The 18421-nt window shown below is 34.4% G+C and carries 8 protein-coding genes; 4 read left to right on the top strand and 4 right to left on the bottom strand.

Translation table 11 applies throughout. The annotated features are described in order from the left end of the window. Positions 1-56 precede the first annotated feature (56 nt). Positions 57-980: an Rpn family recombination-promoting nuclease/putative transposase gene (locus tag NBW37_RS02195; protein ID WP_250296736.1), complete on the top strand. Its 924-nt coding sequence runs from the start codon at positions 57-59 to the stop codon at positions 978-980. Here NBW37_RS02195 and NBW37_RS02190 read toward each other — a convergent pair. Then, positions 969-8726 (bottom strand): latrotoxin-related protein, encoded by a 7758-nt coding sequence (locus tag NBW37_RS02190; protein WP_250296735.1) that lies wholly within the window; start codon positions 8724-8726, stop codon positions 969-971. The two genes, NBW37_RS02195 and NBW37_RS02190, sit on opposite strands and share 12 nt — an antisense overlap. Beyond that, positions 8716-11256, bottom strand: a complete 2541-nt coding sequence (locus NBW37_RS02185; RefSeq protein WP_250296734.1) for a hypothetical protein — start codon at positions 11254-11256, stop codon at positions 8716-8718. Before NBW37_RS02185 ends, NBW37_RS02190 begins: the two co-directional genes overlap by 11 nt. A 522-nt stretch (positions 11257-11778) precedes the next feature. Here NBW37_RS02185 and NBW37_RS02180 point away from each other — a divergent pair. The 3 genes from NBW37_RS02180 to NBW37_RS02170 all read left to right on the top strand — a co-directional run bounded on the left by NBW37_RS02180 (position 11779) and on the right by NBW37_RS02170 (position 16181). Beyond that, a complete protein-coding gene (locus NBW37_RS02180) occupies positions 11779-12735 on the top strand; it encodes a coiled-coil domain-containing protein (protein ID WP_250296733.1) in 957 nt (318 codons plus the stop codon). 139 nt (positions 12736-12874) lie between these two features. After that, positions 12875-14644, top strand: a complete 1770-nt coding sequence (locus tag NBW37_RS02175; protein WP_250296732.1) for a hypothetical protein — start codon at positions 12875-12877, stop codon at positions 14642-14644. 172 nt (positions 14645-14816) lie between these two features. Next, positions 14817-16181 carry a hypothetical protein gene (locus NBW37_RS02170; protein ID WP_250296731.1) on the top strand — a complete coding sequence of 455 codons (1365 nt, stop codon included), beginning with the start codon at positions 14817-14819 and terminating at the stop codon, positions 16179-16181. Positions 16182-16208: 27 nt separating this feature from the next. Here the strand turns inward: NBW37_RS02170 and NBW37_RS02165 are convergent, their stop codons facing one another. Together NBW37_RS02165 and NBW37_RS02160 are read right to left on the bottom strand one after the other, a co-directional pair. Continuing rightward, positions 16209-16856, bottom strand: a complete 648-nt coding sequence (locus tag NBW37_RS02165; protein WP_250296730.1) for a hypothetical protein — start codon at positions 16854-16856, stop codon at positions 16209-16211. Positions 16857-16894: 38 nt separating this feature from the next. Continuing rightward, complete coding sequence (locus NBW37_RS02160) at positions 16895-18418, bottom strand: recombinase family protein (RefSeq protein WP_250296729.1); 1524 nt, start codon at positions 18416-18418, stop codon at positions 16895-16897. Between the last annotated feature and the right edge of the window lie 3 nt (positions 18419-18421).

Raw genomic sequence — 18421 nt, 5'->3', positions numbered from 1 at the left:
TTGAATATTTCTTCACAATTGTGTATAATTATTAATGCTTTCTAGGTTAGTTCGTTATGGCTCTTTCGAAATTTCTCAATGTGCGAAATGATTATGCATTTAAGAGAATATTTGGTACCGAAAAAAACAAAGATATTCTTATTCACTTTCTTAATGATATACTAGGTCTTACCGATGACAATAAGATTAAAGATGTCTCCTTTCTCAGTCCCATTCAAGACCCTGTCATTGCCTCTCAAAAGCAAAGCATTGTTGATGTTCTCTGTGTTGATTCTACAGGGGTCAAAACCATCATTGAGATGCAAGTTGCTAAAACAAGGGGCTTTGAAAAACGTGCCCAATACTACGCTGCCAAAGCTTATTCAAGTCAAGCTGATGTAGGTGACCAGTATCATGATCTTAAAGGGGTTATCTTTATTGCTATTGCTGATTTTATCTTATTTCCTAATAAGCTGGCTTATAAGTCTGATCATATTACTTTTGATAAGACAACTTTTGAACATGATCTCAAAGACTTTAGTTTCACTTTTATAGAGCTACCAAAGTTTAATAAGACAAAAGAAGATCAATTAGAAAATATTGTTGAAAAATGGATCTATTTTTTTAAGCACGCAGATGAAACAAGTGAAGATGATCTAAAAAAAATAATAGGTAGTGATGTAATTATTGGTAGGGCTTATGATGAGTTAAACCAATATAATTGGAGTAAAGAAGAACGTCTTGCTTATGATCAAGCTAAGAAACGTACCGATGATTATTTATCTACCCTTGAAGAAAAACTTCATGAAGGCATCCTCATAGGCAAAGAAGAAGGCATCCTCGTCGGCAAAGAAGAAGGCATCCAAATCGGACATGAAAAAGGCAGAGAAGCAGAAAAAATTGAAGTGGCCAAAAACTCACTGAAGGCCGGTGTCTCTATTGATGTTATCGCTGAAATAACTGGACTTTCCATTGATGAAATTCAAAAGCTAAGGAATTAAAGCCTTACCTTGATTTCTTAAACCTTTAGTCTGAGTTAAGTGAACTTGAACGGAAGTATCATTTAAATAACTTCTAGGCTCCAAACTTATTTGTTGTTCTTTTACGTTACTTGCTTTTAACGTACTATCCCTGCTTAATATCTGTTGCATTGGTTGATTTAGTGCTGCATTTAGTCCATTGTTAAACTCAGCCATAAATTTGTCAAACTTCTTTAGACTTAACTTACCAGGACATCCTGTCTCTTTACTAGGGCATGCTTTCTCTACATATGAGTTTAAAATCTCTGCAATCTCACTAAATTTACCACCTGTAATTTTTCTAGTAACCTCTTCTTGCACTTTCACAAAATCAATATCTAACCGGTGCATTGATATGCTACTTTTTAATGCAGTTTGCTTTACTACTTCCTCAAATCTCCCTATGATATTTAATGCGTACCCCTGTGCTTCTAGTAGAGATATAGGCTGGTCCGCTGTAGAAACGTACTTTTGACCTGTAATTTTCCTTATGAATACATCCAACAAAAGAAGTGTACTATTTGTATCAATACTTTGAGCTGTTATAGCTTTAGAAGGTTGAGAATGCCCCATATCTATAGCTGGCTTAAAAGGAGAAAAGATAAACTGAGAAACACCTTTAACAGCACCTACTACAGTATTAGCAAAAATATTTATCCATGAATATTTCTGATTCGCATTACTTGCGGCTACCTCAGGTTGATTACTTAAATCTATTGCAAGAGGTTTACGTGATGAATGATGGCGATCATGGTCTCTATGGTGATGACGACGCTTACGTTTCAGAGGTTCTTCACTTTGTTTTCCCCTTAAAAAGTCCTCTATTCTTCTTAGACCAAGTCTCTTTGCTATATCTAAAAGTGTGGGATTTGTATTATCTCTATAGCCAATATCAGCACCCTTATTCACAAGCTTAATGACTAAATCCTCTCTTTTATAAAGAACAGCACATCCTGCAGCTGTCCAATTATGAGTACTCTTAGCATCAATGTTAGCACCTCTATCAAGAAGAAGGTCAATCATAATCTCTCCATTCCTTCTGGATAAAACAGTACTCATTAAAGGTGTCATGTTCCCTTTCTTAGCCTCAAGATTAGCACCCTTATCAAGAAAATGGTTGACCAAATAGACATCTCCACTTTCTATAAAATGAAATAAGAAGCGATCGTATTCAAGTTGTTTTTCAGCACTAATAATAGTACCGTTATTAGTAATAAGTTTAATTTGGTTTAGGTTATTAACAGCATAGTTTACTATTGTATCACCTTTAATCACCCCTATTTGAGATACTGTAGCACCTAAGTTATTACTACTCTCTGCAATATCTCTTGCAACTGCATAAGCCGTGGTATTTTTTAAACCTGTAATATCTGCGGTTATCACTGCTTTTGATCTTTTTCTACTATTTTCTATAATTTTATCATCAATATCAGCTCCTGCATGACCTAGTTTTTGATATGCCATATCTTCTATTATATCAAGTAGGGATTTATCCTGTATTGTAATTATTTCTGTTATTCCTACTTTTTTCAGTTGAATTACTAACTTTTCAAAACTATCTACATTAACGCTTATAACCTTGCTACAAGCTATAAAGTCCAATCTGTAATCATTTTGATGTTCATTTATTCTTAATTGTGCAACATCAGCATTTTCCACAGATATTACGTCCAAATTTTCTTTTAATTTAAGATTATCAGAGCTTATATTAGCACCACTACCACTACTTTTATCAACGATGAATATTGTTCGCTTTGTACTTCTAAGGTGTTCATCATTTTTGTTAACCTTTCTTACTTCATAATCTTTGTCTTGACAGTTAACATCATAATTTTGTATGGAATTATTTCCTCCACCTTTTCCTGAATCAACATATCTTGTTTTGCAGCCAGTAGTAATATTTTGATTGGCTGTAGAATGAGAGATGTAATTATATATGTAGTTACGGAATATATTAGTAACAAGTCTTATTCGTGAATCTGCAATATCAATAGTTCCGGTATGTAATCTGACGGAAATGTCAGAGGTATTGTAATTCATTACTATAGTATTATTTGCCGTTCCTCCCCAAATATAACTAGAAGTATTATAATTGATAATAAAGACATTATCATGATTTTCTGAACCACGACAACTTAGCCCATCTTTTGGAAGATATACAATTGCCGGACGGTTTTGTGCTGCTATGAACCAACCAGGCACTGATAGATATAGTATTGGAAACGAACTACTCGCTTGTCCATTAGCAAAAACGAAAGGTTCTCCTGAAAGAGTAAAGGTTTTTGTACAATTTCTATAAACTTTACCATCATTACACTTGCTTGGCCAGCTATGTGATTTAACTTTCTCGTTTATTACATCATCACATGTTAAGCTACCCTCGCGAAAACTAGATGGCATCATTACAACTCTTAAACCATCATTATACTCATCTAAAGTTACATGAGGGAGATACTTGATATCTTTATTAACAAAATAAACTTCTCTGCCACCTAAAGTAGAACTTACTAATGGTAGTACTTTAGATATATCTAATGAAGACAAATTCCCTACATTGCTGCTGATTTCACCAAGAGAGCTACCAGTATATTTGGATTTTGTGGTACACTCAGGATTATACGCTCTAGGTGACCTATCGGACTCAATAATCTCAGAGTACTCATCCTTAATACTAGTTACATATTGAACAACTGCAGATAGACCATCATTATCTCTTTTACTAGCTAAACACTGAGAAACTGAAGCTGCACTACAATGATTTTTAATACTAGTTAAATATGCATTTAGACTATCATTATCTCTCTTAAGTAAATATCGCAAGGCTGCATTTAAGTTATAATCACCTGCTTTAACGCTAGTTAAACATTGAACAGTTGTAGCCACACTAGAGTAACTTAGTATCCCTTTTCCTTCTGCTAAGATCCAATCCAAAAAACCTTTAATTTTTATAGCATTTTCATAATAATCACTGCGAGGTCTTCCCCCTATAATCCATTGATACCATGGCATGGTGTTCAAGATACGCTCAATAAACAATTCAAGCTGTTCACCATTTGACAGGAGTATTTCACTTGCTGTTGCCTTTACATACTCTACTCCTTCATATGTGTTTATGCCAATTGTAACTGCAGAATCGATAACTCCGGTAGCTACTGAGAGCTTCCCTAAAACCTTACTTATAGACACCACTCTTAAAGCTTTAGTTGTCACACCAAGACCCTTTACTGCAGCACTAACTCCCATACTGATAGGCTTCATACTCATACTTAAAAGTTTTATACCATTACTTGTTGCAAAGTAATAGTTTAATGGATGATGATCGCCTTTTACTATCGCATCTACGCCGTGTCCAAATTGATAACCAATAGTTGCAAATGTAATAGCTTGAACTGCAGGGTTACTGATTATTCGGACAAAAGCTTTACGCATAGATTGCGGTATTTTGCTGACTACCTTTCCCATTCCACTGTCGGGACGAATCTTTGTCACCACTGTACCATCAGGACGTATATACCTAGCACTAATGCTTTCTCTCACGTCATCCATAGCATCCAGTATACTGTTTATACCAAATATTTTTTTCAAAGCATCATTATCATACCGTCCAAGTGTTGGTACATCATTTGTACTATCAAAAAGATCATAGATAGCCATAATCGAAAAAAACTTGTTACCTTTAGCCCCTTTCACTTTTGCTAAATCGAACTTGCTATTGCTAAATTCAATATTTTTTTCAGTCAGTTTCTTTGATACACCATTTACATATTTATTGAAAACTTCTTCATTAACATAGTCAAGATGCCTTTCAAGTTGGTTAAAGGTACTTTCACTTACCCCTTGCGCTAATAAATTTTGCCTTACTTCACGGATATAATTCTCATCTGATACTTCAATATCAGCCATAACTTCAATATCTCTTTTTATCTCTAATAATTCTATTTTATCTTGTAGCTTGCCTAATTTCTGGCGAATATTATCTTTTTCTTGATTAGTGAAACTCTTAATTATATCGCCAACTTTTGTCTTATAACCCTCAATATTTATGTAGTATTTTACTTCTCCATCTATCTTTTCCTCTTCATGTGTTATAGTATATTCTTTGCCGTTTCCTAGTTTTAACTTAATCTCAAGAGTTTCTTTATTATAACTGTAGTTTGCTATATTTTTGATACCTTCAACACTACCTATTATTAACTGCTTAACTTCACCATTATTATCTCTTACTTTTACATGTACTTCATTACTGCTAGTAAATACTTGGGTAGAATGTATGGTTATTACTTCTTTATCATAAGCTTTAAATTCAGCACCAAACTTTTTAAGTTCATCTTCACTGAAGTAACTTTTAAACTCACCAATATCAAATTTGTTATGTATGTCATTTAACTTATATTCACTATTTATGCTGCCATATATACTTATTGTATTTTTTATCTTACTAGAATATAAGTCACTTTGATTAACATCACCTTTATTTTTACGCAAGTAGTATAAGTCGTACGCTACGCTTAATAATTTGCTACTTTTAACACTCTCTACTAAAGAATTCATACGTGGTGTATGGTGACCTCCATTATGAGTGATCTGAATATGATTTTTATGATCATGGATCAGTGCACCCAAATTAATCAGTGTTTCGTAATATATCCTTTTTTGTAAATCTGTAGATACTTCAATATCTTGACCCATTAACAAACTTAGCCCTACAGACTCAAAGACATAATTTGATAAATCAGTTTTGCTTACATCTTGGTTAGCAATGACTTCTGTTTCTCCATTTTTATTTAAAATTTCTTCGTTTATTTGATTTTCCAAATTTTCAAAATCCTCATATTGCAATTGCTGCTGCTTATATTTGTCGGAAATAAGATTTTCAACACTTGCAAAGACATTTTCCAATAGACTCTGGTCTTTAACCAATTTTTCTGGATTGTTAAACAGAAGACTTTTGAAATCCTCATCTTTAATAATTGGTGAGATAATCCTCAACAGATTGAGTTTACACATCTGCTCAAAATAGTTTGCACTTTCACTTGATATCCCATCCACATCTAACAAAGCAGGAAATAGTTTTTCTTTTACTGCCTTACCGATATCACTAAAATGCTTAAATGCCCGCGCTTGCTGAATTTCAATTATTAATTTATTCAATTGATCGTTTATTTCACTTCCTTCATCTTTTATTCCCTCTTGATATGCTCTTAATTTCTCATTATCTATCTTACTCTCATCAAAATTTTCTTCGTTAATCTCTATTCCTGTATTCTCCTTGTTCACTTTCTTATCTTCATCCATATCTAGTAAACATCCATCCCCTATAGCTGCCCTTTTACTCAATCTTGGCTTTTTAGGGGGGGAAGGTAAACATGTAGCAGCTCGTCTAAGTCCTTCGGCTGATAATCTCTTCGAGGGACTGTTTTGATCAATTGGTGATAGTACAGAATGTTGTGGCGATCTATCTGAATTACTTTGAGAGCCTGATGGTCCTGGTTGTACGGATATTGATCCATCTGGACCTTGATGGATTGAAATTTCATGTTGCCACTCAACTGTCTTATCTAAAGAGCTTACCTCTCCCTGCATAGGGCTATAAGGTGCCCTCTGAGGACTGGAACCTCTCGATGAATGTCCAACACTCAGGTCCTCTCCTCTAAAATGCGTAATAAATTTATCTTTGTCTTCTGCGCTAGAACAAACGACCAAAACCACTGCTTCAACTTTTTCTTCCTTAGTAATTACCTCAAGACCATCTGCTCGCTCCTTAAGCTGAGCTTTACCTTCTTCTACTTTTTCGTCAATCCCTCTTTCTTTAGGAGCAAGCTTTAATTCCACTGCAGCTACACGAATTTTACTATCCCCTACTCTATGTGATATTAATAAGTCTGGTCTTCCTTTGCTGGAGTAATTAGGCTCTGCCCACACCTCTACGCCTTTTTGTGCTGAAAGCAAGCCTTGTAGTATTGCCTGAAAATGATTCTCTAACGTTATTAATTTTCTCAGAGGAAATAAAGCTTCTTGAAAGCCTCGTACTTGCGTTATATCTGTTATATCTTGTAAAGTTACATACTCAATTGTTTTAAATTCGCCTTTATATTTATTTTCAAAGTTAGTAACTCCACCTATTTCTATGCCTTGGTAATAAGATTTCCCTAGATCACCTTTTACTTCAAATCCACCATTTGCTTCTGGATTTACTATGACGTTAACCTGTTTGCATTTACTATGGTCAATACCTATCCTATCCAATGGGATACTCTTCTCTCTGCTGAATTTTGCGTCTTCTATTACATTTACAACAAAAGATTTATCATCTGTGGATTTAAACACAAGTGCAACCCCCCTTGTGTTTGCTGAAGTAACAAGACGTTCACCTGGTACTGTTCTACCCTTCAGTACAGTCTCTGTATGTTCTACATGATCTTCTTCACTTCCATAGATAAAAACATGCTTCTCCAAACCACTACCATCAGAAAGCAACTCACCTAAAATTAATCTACTTAAATAATTAGTATTTTCACCACCACCATTTGAATCAGAAATTGAGTAATATAAATAATTGAGCTTTTTTTTTAGTTCTTTTTTTAAATTCTCACCATCATGTTTCTTGAATAATTCTATCAACCCTTCAGGCTTAGATGATACTTTTGATTCCTCTACCAGTAATCCATCTGATGAACTTGGATCTAAACACAGATTTGCGAATACCATAGTTACAGATTTCGCTTTCTCTTTTTCTCCAAAGCTAAATATTATTGGTGCTTTATTGTAACCCTCCTTTTCTGATTGATCCTTTGCCTTTTGAGCTGTGTTTTCATGCCCTTTGAGCTCAACACGAAATTCACGACCATTTGAACCAACAACTAAATCTACAAATCCTTTACCGGCTGCTTGCTCAGGACGAATACGAAGTGCATGCTCGTACCTAAAATTCATTGCTAGTGCACCACACACGAATCCATGCATCGGTGCTTCATAATTACTTAATCTTAACTTCCTATCCGCAACATCTTCATTGTCTGACTCAAGTACCATTTCTGCTTTATATACCTGTGCTAAGTTTTCAAAAAAAGCTTCTGCACCTTTGGAGCTAGGGGATAATTCACCTGGACCTACTTCTAAACTTTTTTTAGAGAATTGCTCTAACGCATTATTTAAATTACCTTTCTCTATAACACTATCTTTCACCTTTTTGAATCTTGCTTCTTCTTCGTTATACTTTGGTAAAGGACCAAGATTTCTAAGTATTTCTGAATTTAATTCTCCTTTCTCTATCACCTTCAATGTTTCTAGCTTTACTACTCCATCTTTAATATGGACTATTTCTCCTTCGACTTCGCAGTTATTCAATTCATCTCCAGTTAAATCCAAACTTCCTAACGCTTCTTTAAATTCATTTATATCCAGGTACTGCTTATTTCCAATTCTTTCAACAGTAGTGATAGTTTTAAACACTAATTTTGTCTTTCCATCCTTTTCAATTTTAAAAACCAACTTTACTGTTTCTTTACTGGTTATTTTTACAGATGAAGCCTTAACACCAATCTCATCCTTTAATTTGGTATACGGAAGTGTTAAAACTGACCCAAGAAAGGAATAAGTAGAAAACTCTGGTTTAGTGGTTGACCCTCTTTGTGGCACTCTATTCAATAATCTTTGAAACCTCTTTCGAAAATCCTCTCTTTCTATTCCATAACCACCAATCAATAGCTCTACTAGTTCATTTACCATATTCTGCTCCTATATTTTCGAATTTTAAGTTGCAAAGCCTTTTATTGGGGGAAAAAGCTTCAGATTTTCTCTTTACTCCTATTTTCTCTTTATCTAAGTCTCTCAAACGTTGTTCTATCATCAGATCAAAATTTTTGAAGACAGCTTCATCTTTTTCAGTTACATTTTGATACTGATGCTTGAATTCATCCTTAAATTCGAGAACTGTTTCTTTATCGGTTAAGTACCATCTTAAAAGTAGTTCAATTACTTCTTGTTTACTTCCGTAATCAACAAATCTTTCATCACCTTCTTTACTATACATCAGTTCGCTGAACATCTCACTAGCTGCATCATAATTAAAAAGAGTCTCTTTCTTCAGTTCTCTTATTTCCTCAGCAGATAAACCAAGCCAAGCAAAAAATGTTTCAGCTTCTTCCCATTGATTTGATTCAATAAGTTTAAAATGAATTTCTTTACCAAATGCCCTAAGTAACCTATTTTTCTTAAACTCACTTATTTCCTCTTCAGATGAAAAACACCAAGTTAAAAACTTTTCAACTTCTTCCCATCTACCCCCTTTAAATTTAATCCTTGTGCCAATTACATAACCTCGATTATCATAGATTTCTTCTCCCTCACTGTCTGATATTAACCTTTTGCAAACTGAACTTCCAAATCTATAGGCCACCTTTTTCTTTAATTCTCTAACCTCTTCTTCAGAAGAAAGGCAAAAACTGATAAATTCACTCACCAGTTCTAGTTGACCTGCTTTTACTAAGCTTGCACATTTACCAGTTCCTTGATCACTAAAAACTAACTCTTTTCCAAATGCTTTTACTTCTCCTTCAGAAAGAAAACACCATCTGATAAACTGATCAACAGCTTTCACCTTTTTATCATATGAAATTAGGTCCACACATGCACGTCTCCCGTCTTCAGAGTAAATCATTTCTTTCTTCAGTTTATTTATCTCTCCTTCAGGTAAAGAACTCCACTTTATAAATGACTCAGCTGCATTCCATTTATCATTTTTTATAAAATCAATGCAAATACGCTTTGCTTCTTTTGTAAAGCTCAATTCCCTCTTAAACTTATCCTCTTCCTCCTTAGGTAAAAAACAGTTTAGTACGAACCTATTCAGTGTTTCCCATTTCTCTTCTTTCATCTGCCCAATACAGATCTTTCTCCACTCTTTAGAGGAGAGAATATTTTCTTTCTCTTTACTAGTTGCACTAGCTAAAATTAGCTCGATGTTTTTTCTATCCTCATAAGTGAAATTTTTTAAGGTAAGTAACTCAATCAATAATCCTACACCCGCTTCAGTTGTAACGACTCTATCAGTTACACAATCCACTTTCTGATTACTAAAAACATACCTTTTATAACGTTCAGGACTTTGGTACCAAAATTCCCTTAAAAGTCCTCTGTAATCGTAGCTTTTCCCTTCACCATATTTTAAATGTTCCTCTTTTTTAGACTCAATCTTATCACAAATCCTTAGTAATAAAACAGCGTAATCCCTTTCTGGCAGAAATTTCCACATCAGTCCTACCGTCTTCATAAAGTAATCCTGATACGGCCAATTTAAAAAATATTCTAGTACTCTGGAACGCTTTTGGTCTCCAAAGGATTCTCTTTTATACTTAGCACCTTTAATATCTTGCTTCAAAAACTCTATCTGTTGATCCTCTCCCATCTTTGATAAAAGAAAAGACAAGATGTCCACATAGTAATCACTTGGCACCCATGATTCCTCACTATCTTTATATCTCTGATTTCGAAAAACAACCCGATCTTTTTCGGTATATGGCCCTGCTCTAACTCTACATTTAACTGCTTCCACTGCAGCATCTACTATAGCATCCTTTTTTCTCCTTAAATTTGTTCTCTCTAAGCAATATTCAACCGCTGCTTTACTTCCACTCTCTACGGCTTTTTCAAGTCTATATTGATCTAGGTTTTTTTCCCCCTTTAGTTTATCTATCTCACCCATTAGATGATAAGACCAAAATTTTACTAACTCTGATTGGCTGATCCTTTGAGGTCTCTCAGTATCATAAAACTCCTCCTTCGTCATTTGCCTGTATAAAGCAGGAATATGATCTGTAAGACAATAAAGGCAAGCTAACTTATATTTCTGCTTAATATTTAAGCTCTCGTCCTTCATTAACTCTTCTGCTGCCTTTTTATTATCGATTATCCCTTGTTGTGTAAAAAAAGAACTATTTAAAAAATTAACACTGTATTCACGTAAAAACCCAAGAGTACCTTCATGATATTCTGCCCAAGTTAGCATTCTCATCCCAACTGATGGGACAATGCCCATTACTTTTTCCTGCAACTTTTTCGGTAAGTCTAGTTTTCTTAGTATTATCGTTGCTTTTTTCTCTATTATTTCATTCCACTGTTTTTTGCTACCATACTGATAATTCCCTTTATTTATGTCATAATCTGACCCAGATGCACAAAGTATTTCCCTCTTTAGCTCAGGATTATTACATATTTCAATAGCAATTTTTACTACTGCAATATCTTCAACTGATAACATACCACACTCCCTAAAATACTTAATTCTACAAGATTTTTTGCTAAAGGAAAGGATTAAGGCAAAAAATCTTCATTTCTTCTTAAGTGAATTACTACTGATTTAGCAATATATTTTATTAAAAACTTAAATAATACAACCATTTCCAGGACCAAAAACCCCTACCCGTGAGAAGTGTTCGTTTTGGGATGGGTTGGTCTACCGCGTAACCTGCACGAACTTTTCTATATAGTGATTTTGCTATATCGTAAAAGCAGCTATTTTAGCCTATTTTGGTCACATTTAGATACGAACTAACTCGCTTAGCTTTGTTGCAACAATTTTGCGTTTTTATTTTTGAAACACCCCTTTTACGTAAAAAGCTCTCACGAATATATGTACTGTTTTTGAAGAAAGTAAACAATTCAAATTCTTTTGATGCTAATTGGTGTGATATTTTAGCTAAAATATTTTTTGAAAAAAAGTAGTTGACTCACTAGATCAGTTTGGTTATACATAATGGTTTTATTTTTAAGAGGAGGTTATATGTTTGGAGTGGATACTGCAGTTATTGCTGCTGGAGTTGCTGGTGCTGCAGTTGGTAGTGCTATTGGTGGTGTTATAGGTGGTATTGTTGGTAGTGCTACTGGAAATCGAGCTATAGCTGAGCTAGAGGATGTTGTAGCTGAGAAGGATAACGCTATAGCTGTGCAAAATAATACCATATCTCAGAAGGAAGAAATGATATCAAAATTAGAAGCTGAGAATAAGCAAATGTTAGAAAGTTTTGAAAAACAATTGACAGAGGTTAAAGAGGAGTGTAATTCTGCAATCGCAGCAATAAAGCAAGAAAACAAAAATCTAACAGACAAACTTAATGAATCAATTAACAAATCTAAAGAAGAGAGAGAAAAGTCTACGGAGGAAAGAGAGAAGTTGCAAAAGGAAACAGAAAAGTTGCAAAAGTTATTGGAAAGAACAATTAAAACAGGAGAAGAAACTGGAAAAAGAGATCAAGAGTTGATTAATACGTTGGAACAAGGGATAAAAGATTTAATGAAGCAAGCGGAGGAAGATGAAAAAAGATATAAAGTTGAACAAGAGAACTTAAAAGAGTTAATAAGAGAGACGTCTAAAGCAAAAAAAGAAGCGGAGACAAGACATCAAGAAGAGATGAATCAAATGAAGCAAGAAAGGAAAAGAGCAGAGGAAAGACATCAAGAAGGGATGAATCAAATGAAGCAAGACAAGGAAGATTTTAAAAAAGAGTTAATGGAGGGCCAAAAAGAGTTAATACAAGAGCTAATGAGACGATTTCAGGAGAATCAAGAAAAGAAAACTAATAAAGAAAGAAGTGAAAGTAGGTCAATTAATCATGATGTACATGAATCTCAAGCCTCTAATTTAGTAGCTGAGTCTTCTGATAAATTGAATGCTGGTCCAAGCTCTGATATAGACGAGCCTATATTGTCTAATCACGTAAGTAATAACCTCAGCAGATGATTTATAATGTTATAGTTATAAGGGGGTTTTTGTGAAAAATAGGGATCTTGTAGTCCTCTTATTAATTGTAGCATTAGTGGTTCTTTTGCTTATTTTGTTGTTAATGTATTTTTTTAAATGGAAAAAGGAGGGTAGTAAAATGTTACCAAATAAAAATGGTGGTGCTAGTAGCGTCAATATGGAAAGTGCACAACATAAAGGAGTTCCTAATGTATCACTTAATTCTCAAGGTGTAGGATGTAAGGATAAAGAAATTCCTACTGCATCTAATTCTCAAAGAGAACAAGGGAAAGATGATTTAACAGTAATAGACCATATGACTTTGGAAGATACACTCAGAGTACTTAAGTCTGATAACGTGTTGTCTGAGCTTGATGATGATCTAAAGAACGTTAAAGCGGGAAAGAAAACCATAAAAGATCACAAGGAATATTTTAAAACACAAGTTGACAAGAAACTTAAACAGCTTTGTTTGATGTATAGTCCTAACTCGCCAAAATGGCACAGTATACCTGAAGAAGAAAGACCAAAAGCTCAAGCAATGCAGGCAAAATTAAATGATATACGAAGTATACTGAAGCATTTTAATGAAAAATTTTCCCAATATGATAATTTTAAATACAGCTATTTTAGCAAAGTACGAGTTGATTTTTTAGGTAATAAGGAAAAATTAAAAAACATAACTTACACAGTACTAAACAAGCTAGGCAAGTTATCTCATATTAAGTACGAGAGGTTGGTGCCTGATCTCAATGGGTTTTTAAGGTCAAGTCAAGCTAGCATGAAAGGTTTTATCTCAAATAATGTGGACCACTTCCAAAAAGAAAAAGATAATGCTGAATGTTATTTTCAAAGTTATTTAATTGGTTATGAAGAATTGCGTACTAATCTAGAGTTGTTTTGTGATCTATGCAAAAAAAATGATCGCATGGAACCTATTGCAACTCAGATGTTAGAAGAGTGTAAAACTCAGGGTAAAATATTAAATAAAGTTTCTGGTCATTTAATAAATCACGAATATTCTTATTGCATTAATGATAAACGAAGTTACGAACAAGCAGAGAAGGATTTTACTTTACCGTTTATAGAATATACTAACATTTTAACTATATGTAATGAGATAGTTAATACAAAAAGGCGGAGAGAGCTTGTTAGTAATGAAACGATATATAAAACTGTGGCTGATAACAAGGTTATTAGAAATTTAAATAGCTTTTTATCATTGCATGAACTTTCTCATTACCTTGTAACATATTATTGCTATGGAAATAAGGAAAATGGAAAATTAGCTGCCAAGCTTTTGCATATTAACTCATTGGATAAAGAGTATGCATTACAATTACTTGTCCAAATAATCAATGTATACTCAAATTGTCTAGAAAAGGAATTTCAGCCTGAAAAGGATTTTTATGAAAAAGTTGCAGAAGTGCAGATGAATTTTCTGAGGACAATGAAAAATTTGGGTGATGAATTTTGTAAAGATCTGAGGCAATACAATGAGCAACTTTACGAAGTGCATTTGGAGCGGAATGAAGTAGTATCAGAGATGTGCGAACAAATTCGCGAGCAAGGAGAATTTTATAAACAAGCTTCAGAGCTTTGTGAACAAGCTTCAGAGTCTTGTAGGCAAGATTCAGAGTTTTTAATAGGACATTTAGAACGTGAGAAAGCAGCCAGTGCAGAAAGGGAGGAAAGGTTAAAAAAAATGCTTGAAAGTATTAAAAAAAAATGCAACAAGCCTAGTTGTAGCTCATCTAGCCAGCAACAGCCTACAAACCAAGCGGATGATCAGCCAGGCCCGAGTCGTAAATTAGATGGGATTCAGCCAATATCGCGCAGTCAGTCACTGGACTCTTTGCATTCTGATGATAGTGGTACTAAAATAGGTGGAAGTTCTCAATGTCGTTAATCTGGCAGGCTTTGTTGCATAGCTAGTTAAGAAAAGAAGCATAGCAGGCTCAGAGGTCAATGTCAGTGAAGTTTGTGGGAGTAAAGAATACAAAAGTTAGAGAAGTTATGCTTGCATTAGTTTTTATTTGTGCTAAGTATTATACATAATGTCTTTATAAAATGGGGGAAGTATGACAACTAGAGATATCTTAGGGCTTGAGCAGGTTTCTAATGCAAAAATAAATCTCAAAATAAGTGAGACAGAAGAATCACCTAGTGGGTCGGTTACTGAAGAACTGTATGCAAAACATTTTGATCGGCAAACTCTTGAAAGTGGTACAGTATCGTCAAGTCAAGAACAAAGTGATGATTCTGATTACTGGGATGAGTCCGGTATTGCAGATAAAAATACTGTTGTTGAAAATTCTCTTATTCCAGAAAACTCAGTTTTAATGAGGTTAGGAAAACTATTAACTAAAAGCGAAAAAGTTTTGATTGATGAGTTTCATAGAAAGATGGAAAACATATTAGAAACGTTTCGCCAACGTAAACACGAAAATCCTACAAAGGCTGCCCTAGAGAGTATGGAACACTTAATAGATGAATATTTGAAAAAAGAAATAAAGCTAAATTTATGCTGTGGTGACTATGAATACACTGTATCAAATTTTGTATTAGAAAAGATAATTGATATTGCTGATGATAATAGTAACATGCGTATAACGCCCACCACTAGATCGCGATATAAATACAATAGAGAAGAGGTGCTAGATGAGTGGACAGAGAGTACGGAAGTTTTATTTAGCGTTATCAGTAAGCTATTATCAGCAAGTGCAAAAATAAAGTCTGATTTTTACAGTCATAGCATGCTAGATGAAGTTATGTTTGGAAATGATGAGCCTATTTTTGCGAAATGCGAAAAAATTAAGAATGAACTAAAAAGTATAGCATATGAAGGTATAATAAACAAGAATGAACAAGTTCAAGGCGATGATATAACAGTGGAAGTAGATAACAATCTTGTTTTTTTCATATGGCCACAAAACAGTATCATTGAAGTAGCGAAGGTTGTAAATATTAAGGTGAGTGAAAATCTAAATATAAAAAATAGCATATTACAGATTGGAGAAAGCATAGTGAGAGTTGAAAGTGTAGGGGGAAAGAGAAATTACACAGATGTCTCAGAAGGTAGCATCGAAATGTCTTTTACTACTGAAGTAGGAAAGATTAGTATTTATCTAAGTCCTAGTAATGAAGGCAGTAATAGAATAAAAGTAGAGCTTGATAAAAAGAGCCAGGAAAAGTTCGATAAATTAAAAGATCAATCAAGTTTAGGGGGAAGCTGCTTTTTAGGAGGAAAAAGTGTTTTACAAGCTGTAAAAGATGGAGGTTTTGAAAGAAACTGCAGTATACCCATAGAGTTAGCTGAAACTATTAAGCAATCAGGTTGTATAGTGAAAGAATCAGGCGTTCCATCTACTCTTGTGAGTCCGATTGGTAGTTTAGACTCGCCGAAAAAGAAGGAAGCTTCAAGTCAAAGAGTAGGCCATTTATAGGGTGGAGATCCCTATGGTGATATTAAATTAATAGCTTAGGAGTTTTTCTAAAGAAATTATCTTGTTTGAAAAATTACTTGACACCTGTGATCTTTCAAGCATACCACTAGTTTTAAGATTTTGTGGATCCAGTTGTTCTATGTCTTCCATTTTCTCGAGCTTAGTGTTGGGCTTCAGAGCATGATACAATGCAAAACTTATACACGCTAGTCCAACTATTCCCACAACCGCTGCTACTATAGGCATTTTCATGATATACAATGCAACACAATTTACCAACAACACTGCACCAACAACACCAGCCAGGCTTTGTTGCGTTGTTTTTGTTGGTGGTTTGTCTTTTTCATCTGTGGTAAAACATAGTTCTATTTCAGCGGGATTTGGCTCTTGCTCATTAGTTTCTCTATCAACGGAAGTTGGCTCTACAGCGGTTGAATCATTTTGCACTTCTTCGCTGTTTTCAAATATTGGTTGTTCTGTCTCACTACTTTTATTGATGTCTTCATATAACTGAGTATCAGTCTCCGTAGCTTTATCAACTGTATTGGTTTGCTTTTTTATTTCAATTTTAACTTCTTCAACATCTGCCGGCGTATCAGAGTTCTCCATATCAGCAGTAGTGGTTCCCTTCCAATTTTTGAATTTTTTAGCAATAGCTTTCCTTATCTTTTTCATAATCTCTATTAAAATTTGTTATATTTAATGTGTGTAATTTAAGACGCTAATTTGTAAAATTTTTCTACCTGCTCACTCCACAGCATCGGTATTTCCCTTAAATCAGCTAACTTCAAATCTCTTGGCTGCCTACCATTTACTATGTCTTCTTTAATTTTTGGTGCTAAATAATTTAACCTTAAAATTTGTTGTATTCGTCTTGTACCTATATTAATTTTAACGCTCAGCTCCTTCACACTTTCGTATTTTCCTTCTTCTAGCTGCCGTTTCCACAGATGGGCTCTCACCACTGCTTTCAGTAACGCATTATTTGTTTTCCCTTCTGGCTCTATTACCACACATTTGTTTGCTTTCTTTTTTAACCCCATTGGTATAAATATCTCTCCTGATTCAGAACTTACTACTATTCCATCGTCTCTTACCATTACTCCCTTTATTAATTTTTTCACTGCTTCTTTCTGTTCTCTGAAACTTAAATTTTTCCATTCTTCCGCTTTTTCTTGCCAATTTTTGTATAGGTGCTCTGCTCTCTTCATTACTTCTTTTTCTACTTCTCCTGCTACTATATTCCGACTCTTTGACGCACAGCTTTTTCCAACTAAATGATTGTTGCATACGTAATATCTATACCTTTTATTCTCTTTTTTTGCGTACGTCAGCGTCATATTTGCATTACAGCTCTTGCACTTTATTATTCCCTTTAGCAGCGCTTCCTCATATTTTGCTTTTCTATATGGCTGATTCTTTATCAATTCCTGTGCTTTTTTCCATTTTTCTTCTTCTATTATTGCTTCATGTTTTCCTTCATATTGTTTCTCGTAATGTCTTGTTTTTCCCATATACGTTGGATTTGTTATTATCCTCCTGACCGTTGCCTTTTTAAATATCTCTCCTCCATACACTTTTCCCGATTTTGCTTCAAATCTCTTTGTTCTGTGCCCTTCTCTATTTAACTCTCTTGCCAATTCTGCCATTGATCTCAGCTCCATATACCTCTCAAATATATGTTTTACCGTCTTTGCTTCTTTTTCATTTATTATTAATTCCTTATCTTTTACATCATACCCAAGCGGCACATTCCCTCCCATCCATAGACCCTCTTCCTTCGATGTTGCTATTTTATTTTTTACTCTCTCTACGATCATTTCTCTTTCTAGTTGTGCTGCTCCTGATAATACCGTTTGTACAAATTTTCCCATTGGTGTGTTATTATCAAATATTTGTGTTACTGCTATAAAATTTACTCGATGCCTTCTAAAAAATGATGTTACTTCTATGCAGTCCTTTGTTTCTCTTGATAGCCTATCTAGCGTATATACTACCACGCAGTCTACTTCTCCTGCTTTTACATCTTCGAATAGTTCCTTTATCGCTGGTCTTTCTAAGTTTTTTCCTGAGAACCCTCCATCATCGTACCTTTTGGCCAATGCTACCCAGCCTTCTCTGCTCTTTATGTACTTTTCACATGCTACTCGCTGCGCGTCCAAGCTATTAAACTTTTGTTCTAGCCCATCCTCATTTGATTTTCTCGTATATATTGCGCATCTCACTTCTTTACACATTTT

The organism is Wolbachia endosymbiont of Oedothorax gibbosus (assembly GCF_936270145.1).
Taxonomy (GTDB): Bacteria; Pseudomonadota; Alphaproteobacteria; order Rickettsiales; family Anaplasmataceae; genus Wolbachia.
This window is presented reverse-complemented; position numbering and strand designations above follow the sequence as displayed.

Excerpts from the sequence above, each read along its gene's own strand:
- NBW37_RS02195 (WP_250296736.1), top strand. The coding sequence starts at position 57 with ATGGCTCTTTCGAAATTTCTCAATGTGCGAAATGATTATGCATTTAAG.
- NBW37_RS02190 (WP_250296735.1), bottom strand. The coding sequence starts at position 8,726 with ATGGTAAATGAACTAGTAGAGCTATTGATTGGTGGTTATGGAATAGAA.
- NBW37_RS02185 (WP_250296734.1), bottom strand. The coding sequence starts at position 11,256 with ATGTTATCAGTTGAAGATATTGCAGTAGTAAAAATTGCTATTGAAATA.
- NBW37_RS02180 (WP_250296733.1), top strand. The coding sequence starts at position 11,779 with ATGTTTGGAGTGGATACTGCAGTTATTGCTGCTGGAGTTGCTGGTGCT.
- NBW37_RS02175 (WP_250296732.1), top strand. The coding sequence starts at position 12,875 with ATGTTACCAAATAAAAATGGTGGTGCTAGTAGCGTCAATATGGAAAGT.
- NBW37_RS02170 (WP_250296731.1), top strand. The coding sequence starts at position 14,817 with ATGACAACTAGAGATATCTTAGGGCTTGAGCAGGTTTCTAATGCAAAA.
- NBW37_RS02165 (WP_250296730.1), bottom strand. The coding sequence starts at position 16,856 with ATGAAAAAGATAAGGAAAGCTATTGCTAAAAAATTCAAAAATTGGAAG.
- NBW37_RS02160 (WP_250296729.1), bottom strand. The coding sequence starts at position 18,418 with ATGTGTAAAGAAGTGAGATGCGCAATATATACGAGAAAATCAAATGAG.